Genomic DNA, 26,946 nt, shown 5'->3' with positions numbered 1-26,946 from the left:
CGCAGGCTCACCCGCGAAAGGCCCGGCACAGGCGAATCAGATCCCACAGAGCCGACGCAACAGCCCGGTATCCAGATGCTTTTCCACCAGATCCGCCAGCCGTTCGATGTCGCGCTCGCGCAAGCCGTGGTAATCCACCGCCTGCACCTCGCAGAGGCCCGCCCAGCGCAGCAGCGCCGCACTGGCCGCCGGCGACTCGAAGAGGCCGTGCAGATAGGTGCCGAACACCTGCCCGTCGGCACTTTGCGCGCCGTCGCAACGGCCATCGTCCAGATGCACGGCGGCCTGCTCCAGGGCGGGCCCTGTCGTCACGCCGGCATGGATCTCGTAGCCGCTGACCTCGGCGTCTTCCAACGCCAGGCGTCCACGGACATTGCGCAACTGCTTCTCGGCTTCGAGCTGCGTCTCGAACGCCAGCAAGCCCAGGCCGGCGCTGGAGCCCGGCGCACCTTCCAGGCCCAGCGGATCATGCACCTGCTCGCCGAGCATCTGCAGGCCGCCGCAGATCCCGAGCAGCTTGCCGCCATAACGCAGGTGCCGGCGGATGGCCGCTTCCCAGCCGTTGGCGCGCAGATGAGCCAGGTCGCTGCGCACGCTCTTCGAGCCCGGCAGGATGATCAGGTCCGCCGGCGGGATCGCCTGGCCGGGCCCGATGAATTGCAGATCCACCTGCGGATGCAGGCGCAGCGGATCGAAATCGGTGTGGTTGCTGATGCGCGGCAACACCGGCACCACCACTTTCAGCACCTGTTCGGCCTTGTCGGCCTGGCGCCGGTCGATGCCGTCTTCGGCTTCCAGGTGCAGGTCCATCACGTAGGGCAACACGCCGACCACCGGTTTGCCGGTGCGCTGCTCCAGCCAGTCGAGGCCCGGCTGCAGCAAGGCGAGGTCACCCCGGAAGCGATTGATGATGAAGCCCTTGACCCGCGCCTGCTCGCTGGGCGACAGCAGCTCCAGCGTGCCGACCAGGTGGGCGAACACGCCGCCGCGGTTGATGTCGGCGATCAGCAGCACCGGGCAGTCCACCGCCTCGGCGAAACCCATGTTGGCGATGTCGCCAGCCCGCAGGTTGATCTCCGCCGGGGAGCCGGCGCCCTCGACCATCACCAGCGGGTACGCGGCGCTGAGCCGTGCGTGGGAGGCCAGCACCGCCTGCATGGCGATGGCCTTGTAGTCGTGATAGGCCACCGCATTCATGGTGGTCACGGCGCGCCCGTGGATGATCACCTGGGCGCCGGTGTCGCTGTTGGGCTTGAGCAGCACCGGGTTCATGTCGGTGTGCGGTTCCAGGTGCGACGCCTGTGCCTGCACCGCCTGGGCGCGGCCGATTTCGCCGCCGTCGGCGGTCACCGCGCTGTTGAGCGCCATGTTCTGCGGCTTGAACGGCACCACCGCCACGCCCTGGCGGGTCGCCCAGCGGCACAGCGCGGTCACCAGCGTGCTTTTGCCGGCATCGGAAGTGGTGCCCTGCACCATGAGCGTGGTCATGCCGGTGTATCCATGGGGCGATCCTTGACGAACGCCTGCAAGGCCTGTTCGAGCCGCGCTTCATCGGCGGCGTTGGCGGGCAGTCCGAAACGCAGGCTGCTGTTGTGGGTGAAGAGGCGCAGCAGGATGCCGCGACGGGCCATGAACTCATGCAACTGGGCTGCCTGGCCGGTGATCAGCCACTGAAACAGGGCGCACCCGCCTTGGGGCTTGAAGCCGTAGCGCTCCAGCAGCGCGGCCAGCCGTTCGCTGGACTCGTCGCTGCGGATGCGTTGGCGGGTGTGGCCTTCGGTGTCCAGCAGGCACGCCTGGCCCAGCACCCGGGTCGGCCCGCTGACCGCCCACGGGCCGACCTGTTCGGCCAGCAGCCTGAGCAGCTTGCGCTCGGCCAGGACAAACCCCAGCCGCACCCCGGCGAGGCCAAAGAACTTGCCGAACGAGCGCAGCACGATCAGGCCGACCTGATGGGCATGGGGCGCCAGGCTCAGTTGGGGGGTGTTGTCCATGAACGCTTCATCGACCACCAGCCAGCCGCCCCGCTGGGCGAGCCTGGCGTGCCAGTCGAGCAGGCGCGCCGGAGTCAGGCTCAACCCGGTGGGATTGTTCGGGTTGACCACCACCAGCACATCGAGGCTGTCGAGAAAGAAATCGACTTCCTGCTCCAGCACCTCACGCACGATATAGCCGCTGCGGCGCCAGGCTTCGGCATGTTCGGCGTAGCAAGGCGACAGCACGCCGACCTTGCCGGCCCGGCGCAAGCGCGGCAGCAGTTGGATGGCCATCTGCGAGCCGGCCACCGGCAGCACCTGCGCGGCGCCGTAGTAATCGCACGCGGCCTGCTCCAGGCCGTCGTCGGTTTCCGGCAGGCGGGCCCAGGCCCGCAGCGGGATGTCCGGCACCGCAAACGGCCACGGCGCAAGGCCGGTGGACAGGTCGAGCCAGTCCGGCTCGGCGATGCCGTACTCGAGCGCCGCCCTGCGCAGCCGGCCACCGTGCTCAAGCATAGAATTCAGCCCCCACGCAAAGGATCAGCAGCCACAACCATACCCCGCGCTGCACCAATTGCCAGCCGCGGTCGATGGAATCGGCATCCGCCGGCACGCCCTCGCCCAACTGCGGGCGCTCGTGCAGTTCGCCGTGATAGACCGCAGGCCCGCCCAACTCCACGCCCAGCGCACCGGCGCCGGCGGCCATGACAGGGCCTGCGTTGGGGCTGTCCCATTTCGGGCCCTGGGTACGCCAGCACTTGAGGGCCAGCCGGGTCTTGCCCAGCAGCGCGTAGGTCAACGCCACCAACCTCGCGGGAATGTAGTTGAGCACGTCGTCGATTTTCGCCGCCGCCCAGCCGAAACGCTCGAAGCGTTCGTTGCGGTAGCCCCACATGGCGTCGAGGGTGTTGCTCAGGCGATAGAGCACCACACCGGGCGCCCCTGCCACGGCAAACCAGAACAGCGCGGCGAACACGGCATCGCTGCCGTTCTCCAGCACCGATTCGGTGGCGGCGCGGGCGACGGCGGTGCTGTCCAGCTCGCTGGTCTGGCGGCTGACCAGATACCCGACGCGCTTGCGCGCCTCCTCCAGGTCGTCGCTGCGCAAGGCCTTGGCCACCGGCTCGACGTGCTCGCCGAGGCTGCGCATGCCGAGGGCGCAATACAGCGCGAGGATCTCCACCACCCAGCCCACATAGGGCGCCCACGACAGCGCCGTGGCCAGCAGGGTCAACGGCAGCACCACGATCACCCACGCGGTCACGCCATGGCTGCGCCAGCCACGGCCTGCGGCATTGAAGCGTTGTTCGACGCGCCCGGCGAAACGGCCGAACGCCACCAGCGGATGCCAGCGTTTCGGTTCACCCAGCAGCGCATCCAGCGCCACGGCGGCGACACTCAACAACGCGACACTCATTCACTCACTCCCCATTGGTTTTCGTACAGCAACTCATGGAGCGGACGCGCCTGCGCCCACCCTTCGAGCACCAGCATCGGCGCCGGATAGAATTTCTTGACCGGCCCCAGGCACAGCACCGCCAACGGCTTGGCCCCCGCCGGCAGGTTCAGCAGGTCGGCCAAGGCCTGGGGCTCGAACAGCGACACCCAGCCCATGCCCAGGCCTTCGGCGCGGGCGGCCAGCCACAGGTTCTGGATCGCGCAGGACAGCGACGCCAGATCCATTTCCGGCAGCGTGCGCCGGCCGAAAATGTGCCGTTCGCGGTCGTCCCCCAACGCGGCCACCAGCACTTCGGCGCAGTCATTGATGCCTTCGACCTTGAGCTTCATGAACTCGTCGCTGCGCTCGCCGAGGGCTTCGGCGGTGCGCACCCGCTCTTCTTCCACCAAGTTCTGGATCCGGCCGCGCAGGGTGCGGTCGCTGATGCGGATGAAGCGCCACGGCTGCATCAGGCCGACGCTGGGCGCCTGGTGGGCGGCCTCCAGCAGGCGGCGCAGCAGTTCGGGCTCGACCGTGCCGCCCGTGAAGTGGCGCATGTCGCGGCGTTCGGCGATGGCGCGGTAGACGGCTTCGCGTTCGGCCGGGGTGTAAGCGTTGTCTGTCATGGCCCCTTCGCGAGCAGGCTCGCTCCCGCTGGCGCTTGCGGTGCGTCAGGGATGGCAGCGGCTTCGCGGTCGGGCGAAAGCAACGCGGCGACCGCCGACGGATTGGACGGGAAGTAAAAGTGCACGTAGGAGGCGGTCATCCGCCCTTCCCGGTAGACCGCCTCGGCACCGCGCCCGCCGTTGGGGCTCAGGCCGCGGGCGATCGGCGCAAGCCCGGTGGTGGTCAGGGAATGGTGGTAGGTGTGGCCGCGCAGCGTGCCTTCCGGCAGCTCGACGGCCTGCAGAGCCAGCGCCGCCAGACGCTTCTGCATCACCGCATCGCCGCTGAGCAGGCCGGCCAGTTCGGCGCGGGTGCCGCTGACGTCGGTCAGCGAGTCGAGCAGATAGAGCATGCCGCCGCATTCGGCGAGCAGCGGCTTGCCGGCGGCATGATGGGCGCGGATCGCATCCAGCATCGAGGTGTTCTGCGCCAGCGCCTCGTGGTGCAGTTCAGGGTAGCCGCCCGGCAGATAGAGACTGTCGGCCTCGGGCAGCGCCGCATCGCGGATCGGCGAGAAAAAGCGCAGTTCGGCGCCCATCGCCCGCAGCAGATCAAGACTGGCGCCATAGGTGAAGGCAAAGGCCTCGTCCCGGGCGACAGCGATCCGCACGCCCTGCAGCAACGGTTCGATCTCCAGCACCTCGGGGGCGGCGAATTCGACCGGCGGCGGCAGCGCGACCTCGCAGCTGTCCGCCAGGGCTTGCGCAGCGGCGTCGAGGCGCACGTCGAGGTCATTGAGTTCGCTGGCCTGCACCAGGCCCAGGTGACGGCTCGGCAGCTCGATCCCGGTTTCCCGGGACAGCGCGCCGTACCAGCGCAGGCCTTCGGTGAGGCTGCCTTCGAGCAGCTGCGCATGGCGCACGGTGCCGACACGGTTGGCCAGCACCCCGGCGAACGGCAGGTCCGGCTGATAGCGCGCCAGGCCCAGGGCCAGCGCACCGAACGTCTGGGCCATGGCGGTGCCGTCGATCACGCCGAGCACCGGCACGCCGAAATGCCGCGCCAGGTCGGCGCTGGACGGCGTGCCGTCGAACAGGCCCATCACGCCTTCGATCAGGATCAGGTCGGCTTCGGCGGCGGCTTCCCACAACAGGCGGCGGCTTTCCTGCTCGCCGACCATCCACATGTCCAACTGATAGACCGGCGCACCGCTGGCGCGCTCGAGGATCATCGGGTCGAGAAAGTCCGGGCCGCACTTGAACACACGCACCTTGCGCCCGTGATTGCGGTGCAGGCGGGCCAGCGCGGCGGTGACGGTGGTCTTGCCCTGGCCCGAGGCCGGCGCCGCGATCAGCACCGCCGGGCAGTGACGAGGCTGATTCAAAGTTCGACGCCTTTCTGCGCTTTGATCCCGGCCTGGAAGGCGTGCTTGACCATGCCCATCTCGGTGACGGTGTCGGCCATCTCGATCATTTCCGGCTTGGCCGCGCGCCCCGTGACCACCACGTGCTGCATCGGCGGACGGGCCTGCAGGTCGCCGAGCACCTGATCGAGGTCGAGATAGCCGTGCTTGAGGGCGATGTTCAGTTCGTCGAGCACCACCAGCCCGATGGACGGGTCACGCAGCATCTGCCGGGAGACTGCCCACGCGGCCTCGGCGGCGGCGATGTCGCGCTGACGGTCCTGGGTTTCCCAGGTGAAGCCTTCGCCCATCACATGAAAACGCACCTGCTCGGGGAAACGGCGGAAAAACAATTCCTCGCCCGTGCTGTTGCGGCCCTTGATGAACTGCACCACGCCGCACTGCATGCCGTGGCCCATGGCGCGGGCAAGCATGCCGAACGCCGAGCTGCTCTTGCCTTTGCCGTTGCCGGTGAGCACCAGCAACAGGCCGCATTCGTTCGGCGAGTTGGCGATGCGTTCGTCGATCACGGCTTTTTTGCGCTGCATGCGCGCCAGATGGCGCTCGTCACGCTCGGTGGTGTCAGTCATGGGGGAGCTCTCCGTTGAGGCTGGGTAACGGCGGGCAGGCACAAGAATAGATGGCGACAAGCCTGGCATCGCCCACCGTGATGCCGTTGGATGGATCAGGCCGGTCTCCGGGCTCATGAGCGGCGCAAGGCCAGGCTGTGCGCCTTCCCGCGTCGTCGGACGCAGTGGCATCAGGCACAGCTTTCACTCATTTACCGTTGCGGGGGCAGCGCCGGAATCGCGATCGTCCACCTTCGGAAACGACCCTCACCGGCTTCCCTGTTTCACTCTGTCGACGGGAGCCACAGAGCACCTGAAACAAGCCGCGAAGGTTAGAGGGTTGGGGGTGGAGCGTCAAATGAAGCGGGCCTTTGGCGACGAAAAAATGCCGCTGATCAATTAACTGACGCCAATCTTGTGCCACACTGCCATGAGTGATATCAAAGAGCCATGCTTTTTGACTGCAGAGAGCACATCACAATAACAAGGGAGAGCACCATGCAAGGCATGATCATCAGCAATCCGCGGCTGGAATTCCTGCGCCCGGTGCTGGAACGCTGGTTTGACTGTATCGACCGCTACAACGCCGTGCGCGGCGACAACGACACCCCCTACTGGCACGACGAGAAGGCCAACCTGGGCCTGCTCTCCGCCGCCGCGTGGATGGCCGAGCTGGTGACGCTGCGCGACACCGCCACCCGCAAGCAGAACGAGGACGGCGAACGCAACGCCCGCGCCGACCTGTTCCTGGCCGGCACCGACGACCGCGCCTACATCCAGGCCACCCAGCGCTGGCCGCGGGTCAACAGCCTCAACCTGACCCAGGCGCTGCACGACATCACCAGCGACGCCAAGCGCATCAGCTACGCCAGCGACCTCAAGCTCGGCTGCCTGTTCGTCTCGCCGCAGAAGGCCCAGCACAGCGCCAGCCCCGAAGAGCTGCAGGACATGGTCGACGACCTGCAAAAGGAACACACCTGCGCCGTCGCCTGGTACTTCCCTTATGCCTACCGCAAATTGCGCAGCGAAGCCGGCAACTACCACCCGGGCATCGCCGTGCTGTTCAAGGAGGCGCGCGGCTGAGCGCTTGAACCATCGGGGTCGTCCATGCCTCTATGATTGGGAATGCATTCATAGGGAAGACAAGCAATGCGCAAGCCCCCGTTCGTTTTCGTCATCGCGGCCGCCGCAGGACTCAGCGCCTGCGGCGAAACCTCCAGCCTGCAGGTCGCCGACGGCACCGGCCCGTCACCCACACTGCCCGAGCCGAACAAGACCCTGATCCCGACGGTGCACATCGCCCCGGCGGTCGGCTGGCCGAACGGCGCCAAACCGACACCGGCGCCAGGCACTCAAGTGGCGGCGTTCGCCGACAACCTCGACCACCCGCGCTGGCTCTACGTGCTGCCCAACGGCGACGTTCTGGTGGCGGAGACCAACGCCCCGCCCAAACCCGATGACGGCAGCGGCCTGAAGGGCTGGATCGCGAAAAAGGTCATGAACCGCGCCGGTGCCGGCGTACCGAGCCCGAACCGCATCACGCTGCTGCGCGATGCCGATCACGACGGTGTCGCGGAGACCCGCACGGCGTTCCTGCAAAACCTCAACTCGCCGTTCGGCATGACCCTGGTCGGCAACGACCTCTATGTCGCCGACACCGATCGCCTGCTGCGCTTTCACTACGAACCCGGCGCGACCGAAATCAAGTCACAACCGGTCAAGGTCGCGGACCTGCCCGGCGGCACACTGAACCACCACTGGACGAAAAACGTCATCGCCAGCCAGGACGGCAACAAGCTCTACGTCACCGTCGGCTCGAACAGCAACGTCGGCGAAAACGGCCTGGATCAGGAACAAGGCCGGGCAGCCATCTGGGAGGTGGACCGCGCCACCGGCAATCACCGGATCTTCGCCTCGGGCATCCGCAACCCCAACGGCCTGGCCTGGGAGCCGCAGACCGGCGCTCTGTGGACGGCCGTCAACGAACGCGACGAGATCGGCAGCGACCTGGTGCCGGACTACATCACCTCGGTCAAGGACGGCGGCTTCTATGGCTGGCCGTTCAGTTACTACGGCCAGCACGTCGATGTGCGCGTGCAGCCGCAGAACCCGGACCTGGTGGCCAAGGCCATCGCCCCGGACTACGCCGTCGGCCCCCACACCGCCTCGCTGGGCCTGGCCTTCGCCGAAGGCAACAGCCTGCCGCCGACCTTCAAGGAAGGGGCGTTCATCGGCCAGCACGGCTCGTGGAACCGCAAGCCGCTCAGCGGCTACAAGGTGATCTTCGTGCCGTTCGCAAACGGCAAGCCGAACGGTGCGCCGGTGGATGTGCTGACCGGGTTCCTCGACAAGGACGAGAACGCCATGGGCCGGCCGGTGGGCGTGGTGATCGACCGACAAGGCGCGCTGCTGGTGGCCGACGACGTGGGGAACAAGGTGTGGCGGGTATCTGCGGCCCGATGAACATCTGAGACCACCCCAAAGACACTGTAGGAGCGAGCCTGCTCGCGATGGCGGTCTGTCAGCTGACATGGAAGTCGGCTGGACGGACGCCATCGCGAGCAGGCTCGCTCCTACAGGTTATCTTGAAGGCTAAGGGTTGTGCGCCAGGTGCTCCGGCTGCAATACGCGCTTGGCGCTCAGGTACGCCTTCTGCCAGTAGGCCTTGGACAGGCTGTCCAGCTTCACCGTGCCGCCGGTGGCCGGCGCGTGGACGAAGCGCCCTTCCCCGACATAGATCCCCGCATGGCTGACCTGGGAGCCGCCGTTGGTGGCGAAGAAAATCAGGTCGCCAGTCTGCAGCCCTTCCTTGCCGACGTTCGGTGCCTGCATCACGATCATCTCCCGCGTGGAACGCGGCAGCGTGATGCCGGCGGCATCGCGGTAGACGAAGCCGATCAGGCCGCTGCAATCGAAGCCCGAGTCCGGCGTGTTGCCGCCCCAGCGGTAAGGCGTGCCGACCAGGCCGAGCGCGCGGAACAGCACGTCTTCGGCAGCCGGAGAAAAGCTTTGGGAGGATCCGAACACAATCGGTGCACGCACCACCGGCGCGGGCGGCGGCGTGCGGCTGGCGCAGCCGCTGAGCAGCGCTGCGAGCATCATCAAGGCGAGGCGGGCCGACATCGTCATAAGCAGAACATCCTGATCTGGCTGCGGCTTTCACTGCCGATTCGACAGAAAACAAAACCGCCTGCGTTGGGACGCAGGCGGTTTGCCATCAAAGTAGATCAGAATTCTAGCGGCTACGCGGCAAACTTCAAGTAAGACTTTAACTTCACCCTGTAAAGTTTACGTCTACTGACTGGCCGCGACCGTTTGTCGCCACGGACGTGGCGACAAGGGAGGCATCACTTGCGGGCGGTGACCACGGTCGGCGCCATCGCCAAGGCACGCTTGGCCTCGATGAAGGACTTGCTCCAGTAGCTGTCACCCAGGCTGTCGATGCGCACACCGCCGCTGCGGCGGCTGCTGGAGTGAATGAACTGGTTGTCGCCCAGGTAGATGCCTGCGTGGCTCACACGGCCGCGACGGCCGTTGGTGGCGAAGAACAGCAGGTCGCCCGGCTCCAGGTTGCCGCGCGAGACTTGCGGGGCATCCACGTTGATCATTTCGCGGGTGGAGCGTGGCAGGTTCATGCCGGCCTCTTCGCGGAAGAGGTAGCCGATGAAACCGCTGCAATCGAAGCCGGCTTCGGAGGTGCCGCCGAAACGGTAACGGGTACCGATCAGGGACATGCCGCGCTCAAGGATGCTGTCGGCCAGAACCGGCAGCTGGTAAGGCTTCTTGCCGTTGAAGTCGGCCAGTTCCTTTTCGGTGTCCAGCTCTTCCTGGTAAATGACGGAAGACTGGGCGGTAGCGAAATTCTTGTACTGCTGTTGCTGCTCTTGAACAGGTGAATGAGCAGCGCAACCGAACAGCAGGGTGACGAGTGCGAGAGGCACGAGGGGTGCGAAGCGCTTTAGCATGGGCACGACCGTGGCTGAAGTTGTAAAGAAGCCGAGACTATGCCCGCTATCGGCCTCATTTGCAAATTCAATCGATCTTTTTGTGACTTCCCGGTTTCTCGTTTACATCTAAGCGCTTAAGCCTATTTGAAACGATACGCAGCCTGAGCAGCGCTCAGGAAAGCGGGTTTTCTGGCGCCTGAAATATGCCGAACCCGGCTGAAAGCCACGGACTTGAAGGCTTTCACCAGCCCAGGGTTTCTTTCAGGAAAGGGATCGTCAGCTTGCGTTGGGCCTGCAGCGAAGCCTGGTCGAGCTGCTCCAGCAGGTCGAACAGCGCGCTCATGCTGCGGGTGCCCCGGGTCAGGATGAAATGGCCGACTTCGTCGGTCAGGTGCAGGCCGCGACGGGACGCACGCAACTGCAATGCACGCAGCTTGTCTTCATCGGAAAGGGGACGCATCTGGAACACCAGCGCCAGGGTCAGGCGCGATTTCAGGTCGGCCAGCTTCACCGGCAATTCACGGGGGGACGTCGAGGCGGCGATCAGCAGGCGCCGGCCGCTGTCGCGCAGGCGGTTGAACAGGTGAAACAGCGCTTCTTCCCAATCCGCCTTGCCCGCCACCGCCTGCAGGTCATCCAGGCAGACCAGTTCGTACTGTTCGAGGTGGTCGAGAATTTCGATGCCGCGATCCATCAGCTCGGCCAGCGGCAGGTAAACCGCCGGCTCCCCCATCTGCTCGAAGCGCAGGCAGGCCGCCTGCAACAGATGAGTGCGCCCTACCCCATGCTTGCCCCAGAGATAGATCAGACTTTCGGTCCAACCGGCGTCGGCTTCGCAGAGGCGCTCGACATAGCCGAGTGCAGCGGCATTGGCGCCTGGGTAGTAGTTGATGAAGGTGGCGTCGTCACGCAGACGCACACCTAGGGGCAGCTGAATCGGTTTCATGCTGACTGAACGGTTCCCGGGGAACCATTAGTGACCTCTGTGTAAAGTGTGCGAAGTTTATACCCGTGAAGCGGAGCGCACAATCCGACAGACCCCAAGCAAAATCAAAGGTTTGCGTTAACGTCTTGGTTTCATGGCAGTTTCTCTGGCGGCCGCGCCACCGATCGCGCCTGCATGAGCCGGGCCAACCCGGCGATCCGCCGGGCAGCCCGCCGCTCGCGTCACAATTCAGGTTCGTCCACGCCGCTGTAGATGTCGGAGTCCTTGTACAAGTCATGGACATGCCGCACCAGCACCATGATCACCGCCGCCACCGGCAACGCCAGGAGCACGCCGGTGAAGCCGAACAGCTCGCCGCCGGCCAGGATCGCGAAAATCACCGCCACCGGGTGCAGGCCGATCCGGTCCCCCACCAGCAGCGGCGTCAGCACCATCCCTTCCAGCGCCTGCCCGACCATGAACACCGCGACGATCCCGATCATCGGATACAGCTCGCCGCCGAACTGGAACAACCCTGCGATCAGCGCCGCGCCGATGCCGATGACAAAGCCCATGTACGGCACAATCGCCGCCAGCCCCGCGATCAGACCGATCAGCAGCCCCAGTTCCAGGCCGACAATCATCAGGCCCGCCGCGTAGATCACGCCCAGCGCCACCATCACCAGCAACTGGCCGCGCACGAACGCGCCGAGCACTTCGTGGCATTCACCGGCCAGCGCCACCATGCGCTCTTCGCGGTCACGGGGCAGCAGGCTGCGGATCTTGGCCATCATCACGTCCCAATCCCGCAGCAGGTAGAAACTCACCACCGGAATCAGCACCAGGTTCGCCAGCCAGCCGATCAACGCCAGGCTCGACGCCGTCGCCTGCGTCAGCACGGCACCGACGATGTCGGTGGTCTGCCCGACGTGCTCGCTGATCGCCGCCTTGACCTTGTCGAACTTCCAGAACCCTTCCGCCAGCCCCAGCTTCGCCTGCGCCCACGGCAAAGCGGTGTGCTGCAGCCAGTCGAGCATCTGCGGCGCCAGCTCATACAGGCGCAACAGCTGCCGGGCCAACATCGGCACCAGCACCAGCAGCAACGTGGTCACGATCAAGGTGAACAACGCGAACACCGCAATCACGCCCCAGGTGCGGGAGAGGCCTATCCGCTCAAGACGGTCCACCAGCGGGTCGAACAGGTACGCGAGCAGCAACGCCACCAGAAACGGCGTGAGGATCGGGTGCAGCAACCAGACGAACGCACACAGCAGGGCCACCCCGCCCAACCAAAACCAACGCCGTGTATCGGCCATGTAACACTCCATTGCTTCTATATATGAAAGAACGACTTACCAGCGAAACCGAAGCGCCGGCGCGACCGCGGGCGCCGCCGGAACAGGCGCAACTCCCGGGACCGCCGGCTGGGGCGCCGCGACCGGAGCCGGCGCTTCGGCCGGCAACTCCTGCAGCTTCGCCAGCGCCAGCTGCGCACGCAACTGATCGGCGCTGCCGTTGACCCGGTACACGATGCGATCGGCATCGACACTCTGCAGACGCACGCCGAACGGCTCAAGCAACCGCATCAGGGCGGCATAATGCTCAAGGTTCATGCCCTGCACATCCAGGACCTGCTGGCCGGATGCACCGGGCCGGGCGACGAAGCGCGGCGCCAACCGCCCGGCGACCGCCAGCATGACCGCATCGGCCACCGCCGCCTGATCGGCGCCCTGCACACTGCCCGCCTCCTTTTGGTCGCCGAGCCACAGGTGCCATTTGGCTTGCCACTGACCGCCCTCCTCGCGGGCATGCACCGCCAGCAGGGCGTCGGCGCTGTAACGCTCCGATGCACTGCGCAAAGGCGCCGGATCCGTACCCTCCAGGGTCGGCGCGGTGGCCACCAGCTGTTCGCTCAGGTCCGCCAGCGGCAAGCGCAGCGGCAGGCCGCGGTGCTGGGCCGCCCGGCGCAACGGCGCGGCGCTGGCCTGGCCGTCACCGACCAGGCTCGAACCTTCAGCGGAATCGTTCAGCCACCAGCCCAGGATCGAAGGGCGGTTGGCGCCCCACAACGCAAGCCCGGCGCGGCGCAGCGCCTGCTCCGTGGTGCCCGGATCGAAATCGACCTTCAGCACCTCCGGCGGCCCCGCGTCGAAACCGTACTGACTGATGATCTGCTGCGGATCCTTGCGGATCGCCGCCAACCCCGGATTCTGCGGCGCCTTCGGGTCGCCGGTCAGGCGCAGCACGAGGGTGTCCAGCGCCGCCTGCGTGGCGCGGTCGCGCTCCTCCGGCGCCTGGCCGTTGACCGGCTCGCGCACCTGGTACAGGCCTTTGAGGTTTTCGGCGTGGCTCGCCAGGCTGACCAGGGACAGACAACCCACAAACAGCAATTTGCAAAGACGCATGGAGAATTCCCGTCGACAAGAGCGGCTGGAACAGGCCGCGTGAACCGGCTGAAGCAAGCCTGTGACCACAGGCCGTCGCAAAACATTCACACGCTGGCCGTAAGTTTTTTGCACAGCCCTAACGATAGACGGTTCCCTTATACAGGCAGCGGCGAGGTCACCGACCATTCAATTGCAATTTTTTTCAGGTGATATGCCCCTGCCCGTCGGCACGAGGATGGCCGCTGCCCCTCAAGCCTGATAAAATCGCGCGCCTTCGCAGACCGGCAACAGCCGGGCCACCCGAATGACGCGTGAGGCACCCGCCCCACCGGTTTCGGTGCCCCGCAGAAATCGGTCGTTACCCAGAAATCCCTCCCTTACAAAGGCCTGGATCATGAGCAAGCAACCCTCCCTGAGCTACAAGGACGCCGGTGTAGACATCGACGCCGGTGAAGCATTGGTCGAACGCATCAAGAGCGTCGCCAAGCGCACGGCGCGCCCGGAAGTCATGGGAGGCCTGGGCGGCTTCGGCGCCCTCTGCGAAATCCCGGCCGGCTACAAGCAGCCCGTGCTGGTTTCCGGCACCGACGGCGTCGGCACCAAGCTGCGCCTGGCGCTGAACCTGAACAAGCACGACAGCATCGGCATCGACCTGGTCGCCATGTGCGTCAACGACCTGGTGGTGTGCGGCGCCGAGCCGCTGTTCTTCCTCGACTACTACGCCACCGGCAAGCTCAACGTCGACACCGCCGCCCAGGTGGTGACCGGCATCGGCGCCGGCTGCGAACTGTCCGGCTGCTCCCTGGTGGGCGGCGAAACCGCTGAAATGCCGGGCATGTACGAAGGCGAAGACTACGACCTGGCCGGCTTCTGCGTCGGCGTGGTGGAAAAGTCGGAAATCATCGACGGCTCGAAGGTCGCCACCGGCGACGCCCTGATCGCCCTGCCGTCGTCCGGCCCGCACTCCAACGGCTACTCGCTGATCCGCAAGATCATCGAAGTGTCCGGCGCCGACATCGAAAACACCCAGCTCGACGGCAAACCGCTGACCGACCTGCTGATGGCCCCGACCCGCATCTACGTCAAGCCGCTGCTCAAGCTGATCAAGGACACCGGCGCCGTCAAGGCCATGGCCCACATCACCGGCGGCGGCCTGCTGGACAACATCCCGCGCGTACTGCCAAAAGGCGCCCAGGCCGTGGTCGACGTGGCGAGCTGGACCCGCCCTGCGGTATTCGACTGGCTGCAAGAGAAAGGCAACGTCGACGAGACCGAAATGCACCGCGTGCTGAACTGCGGCGTGGGCATGGTGATCTGCGTGGCCCAGGAGCACGTTGAATCGGCCCTGAACGTCCTGCGCGAAGCCGGCGAGCAGCCTTGGGTCATCGGCCAGATCGCCGCGGCCGCCGAAGGCGCCGCACAGGTCGAACTGAAGAACCTCAAGGCTCACTGATGCCGAGCACCTGTAATGTCGTGGTGCTGCTGTCCGGCACCGGCAGTAACTTGCAGGCCCTGATCGACAGCACGCGGACCGGCGACAGCCCGGTCCGCATCGCTGCGGTGGTTTCCAACCGCGCCGACGCCTACGGCCTGCAGCGCGCCAAGGACGCGGGCATCGAAACCCGCACCCTGGACCACAAGGCCTTCGAAGGCCGCGAAGCCTTCGATGCCGCCCTGATCGAACTGATCGACGAATTCAATCCCGAACTGGTGGTGCTGGCCGGCTTCATGCGCATCCTCAGCGCAGGGTTCGTGCGCCACTACCAGGGTCGCCTGCTCAACATCCATCCGTCACTGCTGCCCAAGTACAAGGGGCTGCATACCCATCAGCGCGCGCTGGAGGCCGGCGACGCCGAACACGGCTGCTCCGTGCACTTCGTCACCGAGGAACTCGATGGCGGGCCTCTGGTCGTACAGGCTGTGATACCGGTAGAGTTGCACGATTCGCCGCAGAGCCTGGCGCAGAGGGTTCACGTTCAGGAACACCTGATCTACCCGATGGCCGTGCGCTGGTTTGCCGAAGGACGGCTGGCCCTTGGCGAACAAGGTGCTTTACTGGATGGCCAGGTACTCGCGGCCACCGGCCACTTGATTCGAAACTAGGAGATTTTATGCGTCGCGCCCTGCTCTTCGCTTGCGCTCTGCTCGCCCTGCCTCTGGCACAGGCGGCAGACCTTCAACCGTTCTCCGCCAGCTACACCGCCGACTGGAAGCAGCTGCCCATGAGCGGCACCGCCGAACGCAGCCTGACCAAGGAAGCCAACGGCGCCTGGAAGCTCAGCTTCAAGGCCTCGATGATGATCGCCAGCCTGTCCGAGGAAAGCACCCTGACCCTGGACAAGGACACGCTGCTGCCGCAGTCCTACCACTTCGAACGCGGTGGCCTGGGCAAGGCGAAAAAGGCTGACCTGGACTTCGACTGGGCCAACAAGCTGGTCACCGGCACCGACCGCGGCGACGCGGTGAAGATTCCGCTGAACCGCGGCATGGTCGACAAGTCCACCTACCAGCTGGCGCTGCAGCATGACGTGGCCGCCGGCAAGAAGACCATGAGCTATCAGGTGGTCGACGGCGGCGAAGTCGACACCTATGACTTCCGCGTGCTGGGCTCGGAGAAGGTCGAGACCAAGGCCGGCCAGATCGATGCGATCAAGGTCGAACGCGTGCGCGATCCGACACAGAGCAAGCGCATCACCGTGCTGTGGTTCGCCAAGGACTGGGATTACCTGCTGGTACGCCTGCAACAGGTCGAGACCGACGGCAAGGAGTACAACATCATGCTCCTGGACGGCACCGTCAACGGCAGGACCGTCAAAGGCAGCTGATGTGCCGCACTATCGAAAAGCCCCGCAAACGCGGGGCTTTTCTTTGCCCGGATCCTTCATACCGAGAACTTGGCCACCATGTTGTTCAGGTCCACCGCCAATCGCGACAGCTCCTGGCTGGCGGCGCTGGTCTGGTTGGCCCCGGCCGAGGTCTGCATCGCCAGATCGCGGATATTCATCAGGTTGCGGTCGACCTCCCGCGCCACGGCCGCCTGCTGCTCGGACGCGCTGGCGATCACCAGGTTGCGCTCGTTGATCTGCGTGAAGGCCGAGGCGATCTCCTCCAGCGCAGTGCCGGCGGCCTTGGCCAGATCCAGGGTCGAACGGGCGCGGACGTTGCTTTGCTGCATCGAACTGACCGCCGCATCCGTGCCCTGCTGAATGCCGCCGATCATCTGCTCGATCTCCTGGGTCGACTGCTGGGTGCGATGGGCCAGCGCCCGCACCTCGTCGGCCACCACCGCGAAACCACGCCCGGCATCGCCTGCGCGAGCCGCCTCGATGGCCGCGTTCAGCGCCAGCAGGTTGGTCTGCTCGGCGATCGAACGGATCACATCCAGCACCTTGCTGATGCTGTAGACCTGCTGGGCCAGGTCTTCCACCTGGGTCGCGTTGGCCGTGACGTCCTCGGCCAGCGACTCGATGGAAGAAACGGTCTGCTGCACCTGTTCGCGGCCGTGCTGGGCGATGCGATCGGACTCCCGCGACGCCTCTGAGGTAGCCACGGCGTTGCTGGCCACCTCCTCCACGGCCGCCGTCATCTGGTTCACCGCCGTCGCGGCCTGCTCGATCTCCAGACTCTGCTGATGCAGCCCGCGCGTGGCGTCCTCTGTCACGCAACTCAATTCCTCCGACGCCGAGGCCAGCTGGCTGGAGGATTCGGAAATGCGCCGGATGGTGTCGCGCAAACTGTGCTGCATGCTCTGCAGCGCCTGCAGCAGCCGCGCCGGCTCATCCTTGCCGGACACATTGATGTCGCCGGTCAGGTCGCCGCCCGCCACCACCTCCGCGACGTTCAGCGACTGCGAGAGCGGCAGCACGATGCTGCGGGTCAACAGCAGCGCCAGCGCAACGGTGATCAGCGCGGTGATGCCGATCATCACCCCGACCCACACCCGCGAATTGATGAACACCAGCCGAGCCGCCTCGGTGGCGAGGTTGGCGTTGTGCTTGTTCAGCTCGACCAACTCCTTGAGCGTGACGGCGATGTCGTCGGCCAACGGACTCATCTGGCCGTTGAGAATGGCCGCCGCCTCTTCCACCTTGTCCTGCGCGGACAACGCCATCACCTGGGCCTGAAACTCCAGGTACTTGTGCTCGGCGACCTTGAACCGGTCGAACAGCGCCCGCTCCTCCCGCAGCACGATCAAGGCGTCGTAGCGCTGCTGGGCCTCGCTCAGCACGCCGCGCAACTCAGTGAGCTTGGCGACGTTCTGCGCCAGCGCCTGCGGATCGCGGTTGAGCAGCAGACGCATGGTCAGCGCCCGCAGACGCAGCATGTCCTGGCTCATCTCGCCGACCGCCATCACGCTGGGCAGCCAATTGTTGTCGACCTCGTCGGACTGGGCGCGCATGTTCGACATCTGCAGCAGGGCGAACGCCCCGAGCGCGAACACCATCAGCGCCAGCACCCCGAAACCGAGGCCGGCCCGGGGGGCGATATTGAGGCTACGGATACTCATTGCTCTGGTTCCTTCCAAAAGCGCTGCATCAACCCTGCAGCTGGCTGCTTTAGAAGGTATCGGCCCGGCGGAAATTTGCGTAAGACGAAAAGGTGATATCAAAAGGCCTTGATACTTCGAAGCCTCGGCATGAACGATTCAGCGACGGTTGACCGGACTTCAGCGCCGTTCGCCGCACGTTTGCCATAGGAATGCCCGTGCGACCTCATCGCCACCTTGCGCGACGCACAATAAAGTGGAACGCCGATTCAGCACACATGTTCTATACCTGCGAGGTTCTTTTTGCTCGAATGGCTTTTCCCACCGCTTGCGAGGTTCCCATGACTGTCACCGTCAATACCGTCTCCGCCGAAGGTTTTCGCCACACTGTCCAGATCGATGACCACCCATTGTTCACCGATGCGCCCGCCAGCGTCGGCGGCGAAGGCTCCGCCCCGGAGCCGCACGATTACTTCGACGCCGCCCTGGGCGCGTGCAAGGCCCTGACCCTGAAGCTGTACGCCAAGAAAAAGGACATTCCGCTGACCGGTGTCGGCGTCGAAGTCAAACGCGACAACAGCCAGGAGCAGAAAGGCAAGTACGCCCTGCACGTCACCCTCACCCTCAAGGGCGTGCTCACCGATGCGCAGCGCGAGGAATTGCTGCGGGTCGCCGACCGCTGCCCGATCCACAAGCTGATGACCACCAGCGAAGTGAGCATCGAAACCCACGCGCCGCAAGGCTTCGACAGCCAATGATCCGCCCGGGGACGCGGCGGGTTATGCTCCCCGCGTCACCCGCCCAGCCTGGAACGCACCATGGACAAGCAACCCCTGATCATCCGCCCGCGCGCCGAAGACGTCGAAGGGCAGCCGATCCTGCGCCCGCTGCCGTCGGCCAAATGCCGCAGCGTCGGGCCTTTCGTGTTTTTCGACCACATGCTCGAAACCGTCTACCCGGCCGGTAAAGGCATGAACATCCGCCAGCATCCGCACATCGGCCTGTCGACCCTCACCTATCTGTTCGATGGCCAGATCCAGCACAAGGACAGCCTGGGCTCCGATCAGGTGGTCAACGCCGGCGACGTCAGCTGGATGACCGCCGGCAGCGCCATCGCCCACGTCGAGCGCACGCCTGCGCCGCTGTGGGAACAAAGCTTCAAGATGCATGGACTGCAGATCTGGCTGGCCTCGCCCAAGAACCGCGAACAGGGGCCGGGGCACTACAGCCATCATCCGGCAGCGACGCTGCCGGTCAGCGACAGCCTGGGCGTGCAGATCCGCATGATCGCAGGCTCAGGCTTCTGCCTCGAATCGCCGGTGCCGGTGCTGTCGCCGACGCTGTACGCGGAACTTAAGATGCAGACCGCCACCACGCTGCTGATCCCCACCGAACACGAAGAGCGGGCGGTGTATGTTTTGAGCGGCGATGTGCAGCTCAATGGCGAAAGTCTGGAGCCCCATGCCTTGGCGGTGCTGCCGCCCGGCGAGGAAATGAGCCTGTTCGCCGACAGCGACGCCCATGCCGTGCTGTTCGGCGGCGCACCGCTGGACGGGCCTCGAAGGATCAACTGGAACTTCGTCGCCAGCGATCCGGCGGCGATCGATGAGGCACGGCGCAAGTGGGCGGCCGGGGATTGGCCGACGGTGCCGGGGGAAACCGAGCGGATCGAACTGCCGTAGGTCTTGAGCGCTTGCAGGCAAGGATCCTGTGGGAGCCGGCCTGCCGGCGATGGCGGCGGGACAGGCGCCGAAGTGTCGACGGCACTGGCCTCATCGCCGGCAGGCTGGCTCCCACAGTTCTTTGCGATGCGAACCGGCCTGCTGGCTTTGAAGGCCCGGTCAGGCCTTGAACACTTCGTCCAGCAGGTCATGCATCGACTTGAACGCCCGCGCAGCGGTCTTGGCGTCGTACATCATCTTGCCCGGCACATTGGCGTGCGGGTCGGTGAACGAATGCACCGCGCCGCCATAGCTCAGCAACTGCCAATCCACGCCCGCCGCGTTCATTTCCTCCTCGAACGCCGGCAACTGCTCCTTCGGCACCAGCGGGTCGGAAGCGCCGTGCAGCACCAGCACCGAGCCCTTGATGTTGTTCGCGTCCGCCGGGTTCGGCGAATCCAGCGTGCCGTGGAACGACACCGCCGCCTTCACCGGCGCGCCGGTGCGGGCCAGGTCCAGGGCGCAGCAACCGCCGAAGCAGAAACCGAACACCGCCAGCTTCGAGGTGTCCACCGCCGCTTCGCCCTGCTTCTGAAGCTGTTCGAAGGCCACCTGCAGACGCTTGCGCAGCAAGGCCCGGTCGTTCTTCAGCGGCATCATCGCCGCGCCGGCCTGGTCGGCGTTCTGCGGGCGCACGGCCTGCCCGTACACGTCGGCGATCAGCACCACATAACCCTTGGCCGCCACCGACTTGGCGATCTCTTCCGCCCCGGCACTGACGCCCATCCAGTTCGGTGCCATCAACAGGCCCGGACGGGCGCCCTTGTGTTCGGCGTCGAACGCCAGCCGGCCTTCATAAGGCTGGCCGTCAATCTGATAGACCACGGAACGCACAGTGATTTGGCTCATTTCTGACTCCTAATGATTAAACGCCGGAATGAAAAAACCCGCCGAAGCGGGTTTATTCAGGTTGGGGTCAAGCCGACAGCTCGACCAGCAGCTTGTTCAGACGGCGCACGTAGGCGGCCGGGTCTTTCAGGCTGTCGCCGGCGGCCAGGGCCGCCTGGTCGAAGAGGATGTGCGACAGGTCGCCGAAACGCTCCTCGCTGACCTCGCTGTCGAGCTTCTCGATCAACGGGTGGTTCGGGTTGAATTCGAAGATCGGCTTGGAATCCGGCACCTTCTGCCCGCTCGCTTCGAGGATCTGGCGCATCTGCAGGCCCAGGTCCTGCTCGCCGATGGCCAGGATCGCCGGCGAATCGGTCAGGCGATGGGAAACGCGGACTTCGGCCACGGACTCGCCCAGGGCGGTCTTGAGGCGCTCGACCAGACCTTCCTTCGACTTGGCGACTTCCTCTGCGGCCTTCTTGTCCTCTTCCGAGTCCAGGTTGCCCAGGTCCAGGTCACCCCGGGCCACGTCGACAAAGCCCTTGCCGTCGAATTCGCTGAGGTAGCTCATCAGCCACTCGTCGATGCGGTCGGTCAGCAGCAGCACTTCGATGCCTTTCTTGCGGAAGACTTCCAGGTGCGGGCTGTTCTTGACCTGCGCGTAGGACTCGCCGGTGAGGTAGTAGATCTTGTCCTGACCTTCCTTGGCGCGGGCCAGGTAGTCGGCCAGGCCGACGATCTGCTCGTCGTCGCCGTTGGTGGAAGCGAAGCGCAGCAGGCCGGCGATCTTTTCCTTGTTGGCGAAATCTTCGGCCGGGCCTTCTTTCATGACCTGGCCGAAGTTCTTCCAGAAGCCCTTGTATTGCTCAGGCTCGTTCTTCGCCAGTTTCTCCAGCATGTCCAGCACGCGCTTGGTCAGCGCGGACTTCATCGAATCGATGATCGGGTCTTTCTGCAGGATTTCCCGCGACACGTTCAGCGACAGGTCGTTGGAGTCGACCACGCCCTTGATGAAACGCAGGTACAGCGGCAGGAACGATTCGGCCTGATCCATCACGAACACGCGCTGGACGTACAGCTTCAGGCCCTTCGGCGCTTCGCGCTGGTACAGGTCGAACGGCGCGCGGGCCGGCACGTACAGCAGCGAGCTGTATTCCAGCTTGCCTTCGACCTTGTTGTGGCTCCAGCTCAGCGGGTTTTCGAAGTCATGGGCGATGTGCTTGTAGAACTCCTGGTATTCCTCGTCCTTGATCTCGGTACGGGGACGGGTCCACAGGGCGCTCGCGCGGTTGACGGTTTCCCACTCCAGCGCCGGCTTCTCTTCGCCTTCGGCGGCGGCAGCCTCTTTCGGCAGCTCGATCGGCAGCGCGATGTGGTCGGAGTACTTCTTGATGATGTTGCGCAGGCGCCAGCCGTCGGCGAACTCGTCTTCACCGGACTTCAGGTGCAGGACGATGCGGGTGCCGCGATCGGCCTTGTCGAGGGTCGCGACTTCGAAATCGCCCTCGCCCTTCGACGACCAGTGCACGCCTTCGCTGGCGGCGGCGCCCGCGCGGCGGCTGTACACGTCGACCTTGTCGGCGACGATGAACGCCGAGTAGAAACCGACGCCGAACTGACCGATCAGGTGCGAATCCTTCTTCTGGTCGCCGGTGAGGTTCTTCATGAAATCGGCGGTGCCCGACTTGGCGATGGTGCCCAGGTGGGTGATCACGTCGTCGCGGTTCATGCCGATGCCGTTGTCTTCGAGGGTGACGGTCTTGGCGTCCTTGTCGAAGCTCACACGGATTTTCAGGTCGGCGCCGCCTTCGAGCAGCTCAGGCTTGGCCAGGGCTTCGAAGCGCAGCTTGTCCACGGCGTCGGAGGCGTTCGAGATCAATTCGCGCAGGAAGATTTCCTTGTTGGAATACAGCGAATGGATCATGAGGTGCAGCAGCTGCTTTACCTCGGTCTGGAAGCCCAGGGTTTCCTTTTGAGTTTCCACACTCATGGTCATCAAACTCCAATCAGATGGCATTGGCCGCGACCTTGCCGGTCGGCGGCGGGTTGTTCTCTGAGTTGGGGACGCGTGTCAGGATTTCAAGGGGTCATCAATCTTGAAGTGCGCGCGGGCCGTGGCGATCGGTTCGCCTTCGGTGGTCTGCCAGGCCGTGACGGCCACGTTGGCCACCCGTCGGCCCTGACGGCAGACCTGACATTTGGCCCAGGTGTCGCGAAACTGCCCGGCGCGCAGATAGTCGAGGGAGAAGTCGATGATCTTCGGCACGCCGGGCGCCCCGGTGAAGATCAGCAGGTGCAGGGCCGCGGCCAGCTCCATGAACCCGGCGATCACCCCGCCGTGGATCGCCGGCAACAGCGGGTTGCCGATGTTGTCCTTGTTGGCCGGCAGCCTGAACAGCAGCTCGTCGCCCACCCGGGAACATTCGACGCCGATCAGCCCGGCATACGGGATCAGTTTCAGCAGGGGCGCGTAGTCGCCCTGCGCGTGGGCCTGTTCGAGCTGCCGCTTGAGATCGCTCATTGCCCCTCTCCCTTGATCTTGCCGCCGAAGCCCTGGGTGCCCTTGAGCCCCTTGCCCATGCGCATGAAGGTGCCGACGACGTGGGCGATCGGATGTTCCGGGTCGTCCTGATAGGCGAAACCGCGGGCGAAGATCACGTCCGTGGTGACCCGGTAGCACTGCGCGAAGCCATAGACATCCTTGTGCGGCTGCGCGGCGTGCATATAGTCGATCCGCAGGTCGAGGGTCGGACACACCTCGAACTCCGGCAACACGCACAGCGTGGCCATGCCGCACGCGGTATCCATCAGCGACGTCAGGGCGCCGCCATGGATGACGCCGGTCTGCGGGTTGCCGACGATGCTTGCACTGTAGGGCAAGACCACCGTCAGGCCTTCGCTGTCGGCGCTGTGCACGCGCAGCCCCAGCACCTGGCAGTGGCGCAGGGCCGAAAGGAATCTTGTTGCGCGCTCAAAAACAGGGTTGTCGGCCATTTAACAAATGCTCTATTCAGTGGCGGTCCGCAGTATTGGAAAGAACAGAAAAAGTTCCTTCTCAGAACAAACTTATATATCTGTGGGAAATGAGGAACTTAACCTTGGACAACGCGTTCTTAAGGCCAGTAGTTCTTTTCCACCAGGAGAAACACCCCATGCGTAAGACTTTAGCTATTGCCTTGATGTTGACCGCTTCCCTCGGTCTCGCCGCCTGCGATAAAAAATCCGAGGACAAAGCTCAAGATGCCAACCAACACGCTGAACAAGCTCAGCAGAAAATGAATGAAGCTCAGGATAAAGTGAACGAAGCGGCAAAAGAAAACGCCGAAGCCGCCAAAGATCAGGCTGAATCGAACGCAGCCGCCGCAGACGAAGCCGCCAAGAAGCAATGACCTGCTCTTCGCCGCAATAAAGAAAACCCGCCAAGTGCGGGTTTTCTTTTGCCTGTCATTTTTCGGCAATACGCCAAAGTGGCCCGTTAGAGCAAAACGGTCCTGAAAGTCGGGCTGATCATCAGCAACAAGGAACACACTAAGCCGACCACCCAGACCAGACTGCGCTGCCACGCCAGATCGGCCCAATAACACAATAAGTAAACCACTCGGGCAATCACGAAAACGATCGCCAGCGTATCGATCAGCCATCCGGCCGTTTGCGTGGTATGCGCCATCAGCACCCCGACCGCGAACAGCATGAACGCCTCGATGCTGTTCTGGTGGGCCGCCAGCGCCCGGGCGCCGAACCCGGTCAGTTGCGCCTGCTGCCGGCGCGGCTGGTGGTTGTCGTAGCCGCCCTGCTCCTTCATGGCCTTGGCCACCGGCATGCGCGCCACATAAATCAGCAGCGCACTGATAAACACACACCAGAACGGAATACTCATCAAGCGGCCTCTTTGATTGCCTCAGGCGATGGTGCCTCTGTAGGGGTATAGACCATCACGTCGAGGACATCCGAATGAAACTCCCGGCGATACAGCACCAGCACCACCCCGGCGCTCATCAGCATGAACAGCCACGGGCTGACGAACCAGGCCAGCATGCTCATGCCGAAGTAGTACGAGCGCAGGCCGAAGTTGAACTGGTTGGCCGCCATCGAGATCACCCGCGCCGCCCGCGAGGCGAACGCCTTGCGCTCCTGCTCCGACACCTGCCGCTCGCCGATCATCGGCGCCGAGCCGACCAGGACCGCGGCGAAGTTGTACTGGCGCATGCACCAGCTGAAGGTGAAGAAGGCATAGACGAACACCAGCGCCAGGCACAGCAGCTTGATTTCCGACATGCCCTGGGACGCCTGCTGCACCATCGGGATGTCCGCCAGCAGCGACACCGCGCGCTCGGACGCACCGAGCACCGTAAGGATGCCGGCCAGGATGATCAGGGTGCTGGAGGCGAAGAACGACGCGTTGCGCTCCAGGTTGCCGATCACGCTGGCGTCGGCGATGCGGTTGTCGCGCAGCAGCATGCGGCGCATCCAATCTTCGCGGTACAGATGGAGGACGCTGGCCAGGCACGCGGTGTCGCGGCCCTTCCAGGTGGCGTAGCGGGTGTAGCCGCCCCAGCAGATGACGAACCAGAGCGCGGCGAGCAGGTGGATCAGGTTGGCTTGGATGAACGACATGCAATTCCCTGTGGAGTATGAGCGCAGTACCGGTTTCCTGTGGGGCCGGCCTTTCGGCACGTCCCCGCAGGAATGCGTTGCAGTGCTTCGACGTTAGCTCAGAGAAAAAGACACTGCCTCACGCCCATAAAAAATGCCCCGCATCGATTGATGCGGGGCATTTCTGTTTAATCGCTCAAGGCCCGCTTTTGGCGGGCCGGTCAGCGTCAGGCGATCGCTTCGCTGCGCTTGCCCAGCAGGCGGTCGCACACCACGGCGACCACCAGCGTCATCACGCACGGCACCAGCCACGCCAGGCCCTGCTCGCTCAGCGGCAGGTGCGCCAGCTGCGACGGCATCCAGTCGGCCAGGCCGGCGCCCTTGAGCGCGTCGATGGTGCCGAACAGGAACGACACCAGCATCACAGGGCCCAGGATACGGCCGTGCTCATGCCAGAAGTCTTTGCAGAAGCTCAGGGCCACCAGCACGATGCACGGCGGGTAGATGGCGGTCAGCACCGGGATCGAGAACGCGATCAGCTTGGTCAGGCCCAGGTTGGACACCAGCAGCGAGAACGCGGCCAGGATAATCACCAGGGTCTTGTAGGACAGCGGCACGACGCGGCTGAAGTACTCGGCGCAGGCGCAGGTCAGGCCTACCGCGGTCACCAGGCACGCCAGGGAGATCAGCACGGCGAGGAAGCCGCTGCCCAGCGAACCGAAGGTATGTTGCACGTAAGCGTGCAGCACCGCCGCGCCGTTGGTGGCGCCGGCCGCGACTTCGTGGCTGCCGGAGCCGAGGCGGAACAGGCTGACGTACACCAGCGCCAGGCCGACGCCGGCGATCAGCCCGGCGATCACGGCGTAACGGGTGATCAGCGCCGGCGATTCGACGCCGCGGGAACGGATCGCGTTGACGATGACGATGCCGAACACCAGCGCGCCGAGGGTATCCATGGTCAGGTAACCGTTGATGAACCCTTGGGAGAACGGCGCCGCGACGTATTCAGGCGTCGCCTGGCCGATGTCGCCGGCCGGCAGCGCGAAGGCGGCGATGCCGAGCACCGCCAGGGCGATGATCTTCAGCGGCGCCAGGAAGCGCCCCACGGTGTCCAGCAGGCGGCCCGGATAGAGCGAAATGAAGAACACCAGCAGGAAGTAGACGGAGCTGTAGAGGAACAGCGCCAGCGGGCTCTCGCCGGTCAACGGCGCCAGGCCCACTTCAAAGGACACGGTCGCGGTGCGCGGGGTCGCGAACAGCGGGCCGACCGCCAGGTAGCAGGCCGCCGCCAGCAGGCCGCCGGCGATCTTGCCGATCGGGCTGCTCAACGAATCCATCGCCCCGCCGACCTTGGCCAGCGCCACGACGGTGATCACCGGCAGGCCGACCGCGGTGATCAGGAAGCCCAGCGCCGCCATCCAGACGTTGGGTCCGGACTGCAGGCCGACGATAGGCGGGAAAATGATGTTGCCGGCCCCGACGAACAGGGCAAATGTCATGAAACCAAGTGCCAGGATGTCCTGGCCTTTCAAAACTTTCATCAAGGAAATACCACACTACTGAATCGGAATTTAGAGAGGGATTTCCCTGTTGGGTGAGGGAAATGCTGTCAGTCCGTATAAGACTGACCCGTTTAGCGCGTTGCATGCCTTGTGGGCGGCAGACGCAAAAATGGCTGCTAGCCTAACGAATTTGTCTGACAAACGCACTGTTTGAGGGCGAACTATCCGATACGCGACGTTTCTGTGTCGCGTTTTTGCATGTAATTGGACAGATGCTTATAAATCGCCATCACGCTGACGAATTGAAATGCGCCGAACCGGCGCCCCGACAGCCCCCAGGGCGGATCCGGATCCCCACAACGACAAAGGCCACCCGAAGGTGGCCTTTGTTTGCTGGAGCTTGAAGGTCAGCCGAAGCTTACTTCTTCACTTCCCAGCCGGTCAGCTCGGCCAGGGCCTTGCCGATGTCCGCCAGCGAACGCACGGTTTTCACGCCTGCGTCTTGCAGCGCAGCGAATTTCTCGTCTGCAGTGCCTTTGCCGCCGGACAATCCGGTGATCTGCACC

General features: G+C 64.7%; 27 protein-coding genes, 2 pseudogenes and 1 riboswitch. Of the genes and pseudogenes, 8 read left to right on the top strand and 21 right to left on the bottom strand.

Going from position 1 to position 26,946, the window contains the following annotated elements; all coding sequences use genetic code 11:
• Positions 1–36: 36 nt before the first annotated feature.
• Genes ACIP0B_RS14470 through cobO form a run of 6 tightly spaced genes read right to left on the bottom strand, consistent with a single transcriptional unit; the run spans position 37 to position 6,012 of the window.
• The gene (locus tag ACIP0B_RS14470) at positions 37–1,488 is read right to left on the bottom strand and encodes a cobyric acid synthase (protein ID WP_400832914.1); all 1,452 of its coding nucleotides are present in this window, start codon (positions 1,486–1,488) and stop codon (positions 37–39) included.
• Positions 1,485–2,492 (bottom strand): threonine-phosphate decarboxylase CobD, encoded by a 1,008-nt coding sequence (gene cobD / locus ACIP0B_RS14465; protein WP_400832911.1) that lies wholly within the window; start codon positions 2,490–2,492, stop codon positions 1,485–1,487. Before cobD ends, ACIP0B_RS14470 begins: the two co-directional genes overlap by 4 nt.
• On the bottom strand, positions 2,485–3,393 hold the full coding sequence (gene cbiB / locus ACIP0B_RS14460; RefSeq protein WP_400832908.1) for an adenosylcobinamide-phosphate synthase CbiB: 909 nt from the start codon (positions 3,391–3,393) through the stop codon (positions 2,485–2,487). The genes cobD and cbiB overlap by 8 nt, the downstream gene beginning before the upstream one ends.
• Positions 3,390–4,040, bottom strand: a complete 651-nt coding sequence (gene bluB, locus ACIP0B_RS14455; protein WP_400832906.1) for a 5,6-dimethylbenzimidazole synthase — start codon at positions 4,038–4,040, stop codon at positions 3,390–3,392. Before bluB ends, cbiB begins: the two co-directional genes overlap by 4 nt.
• Positions 4,037–5,404 (bottom strand): cobyrinate a,c-diamide synthase, encoded by a 1,368-nt coding sequence (locus ACIP0B_RS14450; protein ID WP_400832903.1) that lies wholly within the window; start codon positions 5,402–5,404, stop codon positions 4,037–4,039. Before ACIP0B_RS14450 ends, bluB begins: the two co-directional genes overlap by 4 nt.
• Positions 5,401–6,012: a cob(I)yrinic acid a,c-diamide adenosyltransferase gene (gene cobO, locus ACIP0B_RS14445; RefSeq protein WP_400832901.1), complete on the bottom strand. Its 612-nt coding sequence runs from the start codon at positions 6,010–6,012 to the stop codon at positions 5,401–5,403. Before cobO ends, ACIP0B_RS14450 begins: the two co-directional genes overlap by 4 nt.
• Before the next feature lie 80 nt (positions 6,013–6,092).
• Positions 6,093–6,323: riboswitch (cobalamin riboswitch) on the bottom strand.
• A 166-nt stretch (positions 6,324–6,489) separates the two neighbouring features.
• Here cobO and ACIP0B_RS14440 point away from each other — a divergent pair.
• Complete coding sequence (locus tag ACIP0B_RS14440) at positions 6,490–7,074, top strand: hypothetical protein (RefSeq protein ID WP_085694594.1); 585 nt, start codon at positions 6,490–6,492, stop codon at positions 7,072–7,074.
• Positions 7,075–7,140: 66 nt separating this feature from the next.
• Positions 7,141–8,454, top strand: coding sequence for a PQQ-dependent sugar dehydrogenase (locus ACIP0B_RS14435; protein ID WP_400832898.1), 1,314 nt, complete (start codon positions 7,141–7,143; stop codon positions 8,452–8,454).
• Between the two features lie 129 nt (positions 8,455–8,583).
• Here ACIP0B_RS14435 and ACIP0B_RS14430 read toward each other — a convergent pair whose 3' ends face one another.
• The 5 genes from ACIP0B_RS14430 to ACIP0B_RS14410 form a co-directional block, all read right to left on the bottom strand.
• Entirely contained in the window at positions 8,584–9,120 is a 537-nt protein-coding gene (locus ACIP0B_RS14430; protein ID WP_400832897.1) for a C40 family peptidase, read from the bottom strand.
• A 218-nt stretch (positions 9,121–9,338) separates the two neighbouring features.
• Complete coding sequence (locus ACIP0B_RS14425; RefSeq protein WP_400832894.1) at positions 9,339–9,956, bottom strand: C40 family peptidase; 618 nt, start codon at positions 9,954–9,956, stop codon at positions 9,339–9,341.
• 223 nt (positions 9,957–10,179) lie between these two features.
• Positions 10,180–10,884: a DnaA regulatory inactivator Hda gene (hda, locus tag ACIP0B_RS14420; protein WP_085577728.1), complete on the bottom strand. Its 705-nt coding sequence runs from the start codon at positions 10,882–10,884 to the stop codon at positions 10,180–10,182.
• Positions 10,885–11,105: 221 nt separating this feature from the next.
• Positions 11,106–12,179 (bottom strand): AI-2E family transporter, encoded by a 1,074-nt coding sequence (locus ACIP0B_RS14415; RefSeq protein WP_400832892.1) that lies wholly within the window; start codon positions 12,177–12,179, stop codon positions 11,106–11,108.
• Between the two features lie 36 nt (positions 12,180–12,215).
• The gene (locus ACIP0B_RS14410) at positions 12,216–13,268 is read right to left on the bottom strand and encodes a DUF2066 domain-containing protein (protein ID WP_400832890.1); all 1,053 of its coding nucleotides are present in this window, start codon (positions 13,266–13,268) and stop codon (positions 12,216–12,218) included.
• Positions 13,269–13,644: 376 nt separating this feature from the next.
• Here ACIP0B_RS14410 and purM point away from each other — a divergent pair, with 376 nt between their 5' ends.
• The 3 genes from purM to ACIP0B_RS14395 are packed head-to-tail and all read left to right on the top strand — an operon-like array spanning position 13,645 to position 16,075.
• A complete protein-coding gene (gene purM, locus ACIP0B_RS14405; protein WP_085577731.1) occupies positions 13,645–14,703 on the top strand; it encodes a phosphoribosylformylglycinamidine cyclo-ligase in 1,059 nt (352 codons plus the stop codon).
• Positions 14,703–15,353 (top strand): phosphoribosylglycinamide formyltransferase, encoded by a 651-nt coding sequence (gene purN / locus ACIP0B_RS14400; RefSeq protein WP_400832887.1) that lies wholly within the window; start codon positions 14,703–14,705, stop codon positions 15,351–15,353. Before purM ends, purN begins: the two co-directional genes overlap by 1 nt.
• An 8-nt stretch (positions 15,354–15,361) precedes the next feature.
• Positions 15,362–16,075: a DUF3108 domain-containing protein gene (locus ACIP0B_RS14395; RefSeq protein WP_400832886.1), complete on the top strand. Its 714-nt coding sequence runs from the start codon at positions 15,362–15,364 to the stop codon at positions 16,073–16,075.
• Positions 16,076–16,131: 56 nt separating this feature from the next.
• Here the strand turns inward: ACIP0B_RS14395 and ACIP0B_RS14390 are convergent, their stop codons facing one another.
• Positions 16,132–16,836 carry a methyl-accepting chemotaxis protein gene (locus ACIP0B_RS14390; RefSeq protein ID WP_400832953.1) on the bottom strand — a complete coding sequence of 235 codons (705 nt, stop codon included), beginning with the start codon at positions 16,834–16,836 and terminating at the stop codon, positions 16,132–16,134.
• A gap of 198 nt (positions 16,837–17,034) precedes the next feature.
• A pseudogene (locus ACIP0B_RS14385) lies at positions 17,035–17,757 on the bottom strand (MCP four helix bundle domain-containing protein); the annotation flags it as partial.
• A gap of 320 nt (positions 17,758–18,077) precedes the next feature.
• Between ACIP0B_RS14385 and ACIP0B_RS14380 the strand changes: the two are divergent.
• A complete protein-coding gene (locus ACIP0B_RS14380) occupies positions 18,078–18,494 on the top strand; it encodes an OsmC family protein (RefSeq protein WP_400832883.1) in 417 nt (138 codons plus the stop codon).
• A gap of 60 nt (positions 18,495–18,554) precedes the next feature.
• Positions 18,555–19,418: a pirin family protein gene (locus tag ACIP0B_RS14375; protein ID WP_400832881.1), complete on the top strand. Its 864-nt coding sequence runs from the start codon at positions 18,555–18,557 to the stop codon at positions 19,416–19,418.
• Positions 19,419–19,577: 159 nt separating this feature from the next.
• Here ACIP0B_RS14375 and ACIP0B_RS14370 read toward each other — a convergent pair whose 3' ends face one another.
• The 4 genes from ACIP0B_RS14370 to ACIP0B_RS14355 all read right to left on the bottom strand — a co-directional run bounded on the left by ACIP0B_RS14370 (position 19,578) and on the right by ACIP0B_RS14355 (position 23,279).
• Complete coding sequence (locus tag ACIP0B_RS14370) at positions 19,578–20,306, bottom strand: dienelactone hydrolase family protein (RefSeq protein WP_400832879.1); 729 nt, start codon at positions 20,304–20,306, stop codon at positions 19,578–19,580.
• Positions 20,307–20,373: 67 nt separating this feature from the next.
• Complete coding sequence (htpG, locus tag ACIP0B_RS14365) at positions 20,374–22,275, bottom strand: molecular chaperone HtpG (protein ID WP_400832876.1); 1,902 nt, start codon at positions 22,273–22,275, stop codon at positions 20,374–20,376.
• Positions 22,276–22,356: 81 nt separating this feature from the next.
• Positions 22,357–22,806, bottom strand: coding sequence for a PaaI family thioesterase (locus ACIP0B_RS14360; protein WP_400832874.1), 450 nt, complete (start codon positions 22,804–22,806; stop codon positions 22,357–22,359).
• Positions 22,803–23,279 (bottom strand): PaaI family thioesterase, encoded by a 477-nt coding sequence (locus ACIP0B_RS14355; protein WP_400832871.1) that lies wholly within the window; start codon positions 23,277–23,279, stop codon positions 22,803–22,805. The genes ACIP0B_RS14360 and ACIP0B_RS14355 overlap by 4 nt, the downstream gene beginning before the upstream one ends.
• A 158-nt stretch (positions 23,280–23,437) precedes the next feature.
• Here ACIP0B_RS14355 and ACIP0B_RS14350 point away from each other — a divergent pair, with 158 nt between their 5' ends.
• The gene (locus ACIP0B_RS14350) at positions 23,438–23,674 is read left to right on the top strand and encodes a hypothetical protein (protein WP_065260459.1); all 237 of its coding nucleotides are present in this window, start codon (positions 23,438–23,440) and stop codon (positions 23,672–23,674) included.
• Between the two features lie 86 nt (positions 23,675–23,760).
• Here ACIP0B_RS14350 and ACIP0B_RS14345 read toward each other — a convergent pair whose 3' ends face one another.
• The 4 genes and pseudogenes from ACIP0B_RS14345 to ACIP0B_RS14330 all read right to left on the bottom strand — a co-directional run.
• Positions 23,761–24,162 carry an MAPEG family protein gene (locus ACIP0B_RS14345; RefSeq protein ID WP_400832868.1) on the bottom strand — a complete coding sequence of 134 codons (402 nt, stop codon included), beginning with the start codon at positions 24,160–24,162 and terminating at the stop codon, positions 23,761–23,763.
• Complete coding sequence (locus ACIP0B_RS14340) at positions 24,162–24,899, bottom strand: DUF599 domain-containing protein (protein WP_400832866.1); 738 nt, start codon at positions 24,897–24,899, stop codon at positions 24,162–24,164. Before ACIP0B_RS14340 ends, ACIP0B_RS14345 begins: the two co-directional genes overlap by 1 nt.
• Positions 24,900–25,105: 206 nt before the next feature.
• Complete coding sequence (brnQ, locus tag ACIP0B_RS14335) at positions 25,106–26,419, bottom strand: branched-chain amino acid transport system II carrier protein (RefSeq protein WP_217893087.1); 1,314 nt, start codon at positions 26,417–26,419, stop codon at positions 25,106–25,108.
• A 379-nt stretch (positions 26,420–26,798) separates the two neighbouring features.
• Positions 26,799–26,946, bottom strand: a pseudogene (locus ACIP0B_RS14330) (hypothetical protein); the annotation flags it as partial.

It is taken from the genome of Pseudomonas sp. NPDC089534, assembly GCF_044749305.1.
Lineage (GTDB): Bacteria > Pseudomonadota > Gammaproteobacteria > Pseudomonadales > Pseudomonadaceae > Aquipseudomonas > Aquipseudomonas ekonensis.
This window is presented reverse-complemented; position numbering and strand designations above follow the sequence as displayed.

Coding starts and splice junctions, on each gene's coding strand:
- ACIP0B_RS14430 (WP_400832897.1), bottom strand. CDS start 9,120: ATGACGATGTCGGCCCGCCTCGCCTTGATGATGCTCGCAGCGCTGCTC.
- hda (WP_085577728.1), bottom strand. CDS start 10,884: ATGAAACCGATTCAGCTGCCCCTAGGTGTGCGTCTGCGTGACGACGCC.
- brnQ (WP_217893087.1), bottom strand. CDS start 26,419: ATGAAAGTTTTGAAAGGCCAGGACATCCTGGCACTTGGTTTCATGACA.
- ACIP0B_RS14470 (WP_400832914.1), bottom strand. CDS start 1,488: ATGACCACGCTCATGGTGCAGGGCACCACTTCCGATGCCGGCAAAAGC.
- cobO (WP_400832901.1), bottom strand. CDS start 6,012: ATGACTGACACCACCGAGCGTGACGAGCGCCATCTGGCGCGCATGCAG.
- ACIP0B_RS14440 (WP_085694594.1), top strand. CDS start 6,490: ATGCAAGGCATGATCATCAGCAATCCGCGGCTGGAATTCCTGCGCCCG.
- ACIP0B_RS14395 (WP_400832886.1), top strand. CDS start 15,362: ATGCGTCGCGCCCTGCTCTTCGCTTGCGCTCTGCTCGCCCTGCCTCTG.
- cobD (WP_400832911.1), bottom strand. CDS start 2,492: ATGCTTGAGCACGGTGGCCGGCTGCGCAGGGCGGCGCTCGAGTACGGC.
- ACIP0B_RS14340 (WP_400832866.1), bottom strand. CDS start 24,899: ATGTCGTTCATCCAAGCCAACCTGATCCACCTGCTCGCCGCGCTCTGG.
- ACIP0B_RS14350 (WP_065260459.1), top strand. CDS start 23,438: ATGCGTAAGACTTTAGCTATTGCCTTGATGTTGACCGCTTCCCTCGGT.
- htpG (WP_400832876.1), bottom strand. CDS start 22,275: ATGAGTGTGGAAACTCAAAAGGAAACCCTGGGCTTCCAGACCGAGGTA.
- ACIP0B_RS14435 (WP_400832898.1), top strand. CDS start 7,141: ATGCGCAAGCCCCCGTTCGTTTTCGTCATCGCGGCCGCCGCAGGACTC.
- ACIP0B_RS14415 (WP_400832892.1), bottom strand. CDS start 12,179: ATGGCCGATACACGGCGTTGGTTTTGGTTGGGCGGGGTGGCCCTGCTG.
- ACIP0B_RS14390 (WP_400832953.1), bottom strand. CDS start 16,836: ATGACGGCGGCCGTGGAGGAGGTGGCCAGCAACGCCGTGGCTACCTCA.
- ACIP0B_RS14360 (WP_400832874.1), bottom strand. CDS start 22,806: ATGAGCGATCTCAAGCGGCAGCTCGAACAGGCCCACGCGCAGGGCGAC.
- ACIP0B_RS14380 (WP_400832883.1), top strand. CDS start 18,078: ATGACTGTCACCGTCAATACCGTCTCCGCCGAAGGTTTTCGCCACACT.
- ACIP0B_RS14370 (WP_400832879.1), bottom strand. CDS start 20,306: ATGAGCCAAATCACTGTGCGTTCCGTGGTCTATCAGATTGACGGCCAG.
- ACIP0B_RS14355 (WP_400832871.1), bottom strand. CDS start 23,279: ATGGCCGACAACCCTGTTTTTGAGCGCGCAACAAGATTCCTTTCGGCC.
- purN (WP_400832887.1), top strand. CDS start 14,703: ATGCCGAGCACCTGTAATGTCGTGGTGCTGCTGTCCGGCACCGGCAGT.
- ACIP0B_RS14375 (WP_400832881.1), top strand. CDS start 18,555: ATGGACAAGCAACCCCTGATCATCCGCCCGCGCGCCGAAGACGTCGAA.
- ACIP0B_RS14345 (WP_400832868.1), bottom strand. CDS start 24,162: ATGAGTATTCCGTTCTGGTGTGTGTTTATCAGTGCGCTGCTGATTTAT.
- purM (WP_085577731.1), top strand. CDS start 13,645: ATGAGCAAGCAACCCTCCCTGAGCTACAAGGACGCCGGTGTAGACATC.
- bluB (WP_400832906.1), bottom strand. CDS start 4,040: ATGACAGACAACGCTTACACCCCGGCCGAACGCGAAGCCGTCTACCGC.
- ACIP0B_RS14410 (WP_400832890.1), bottom strand. CDS start 13,268: ATGCGTCTTTGCAAATTGCTGTTTGTGGGTTGTCTGTCCCTGGTCAGC.
- ACIP0B_RS14425 (WP_400832894.1), bottom strand. CDS start 9,956: ATGCTAAAGCGCTTCGCACCCCTCGTGCCTCTCGCACTCGTCACCCTG.
- cbiB (WP_400832908.1), bottom strand. CDS start 3,393: ATGAGTGTCGCGTTGTTGAGTGTCGCCGCCGTGGCGCTGGATGCGCTG.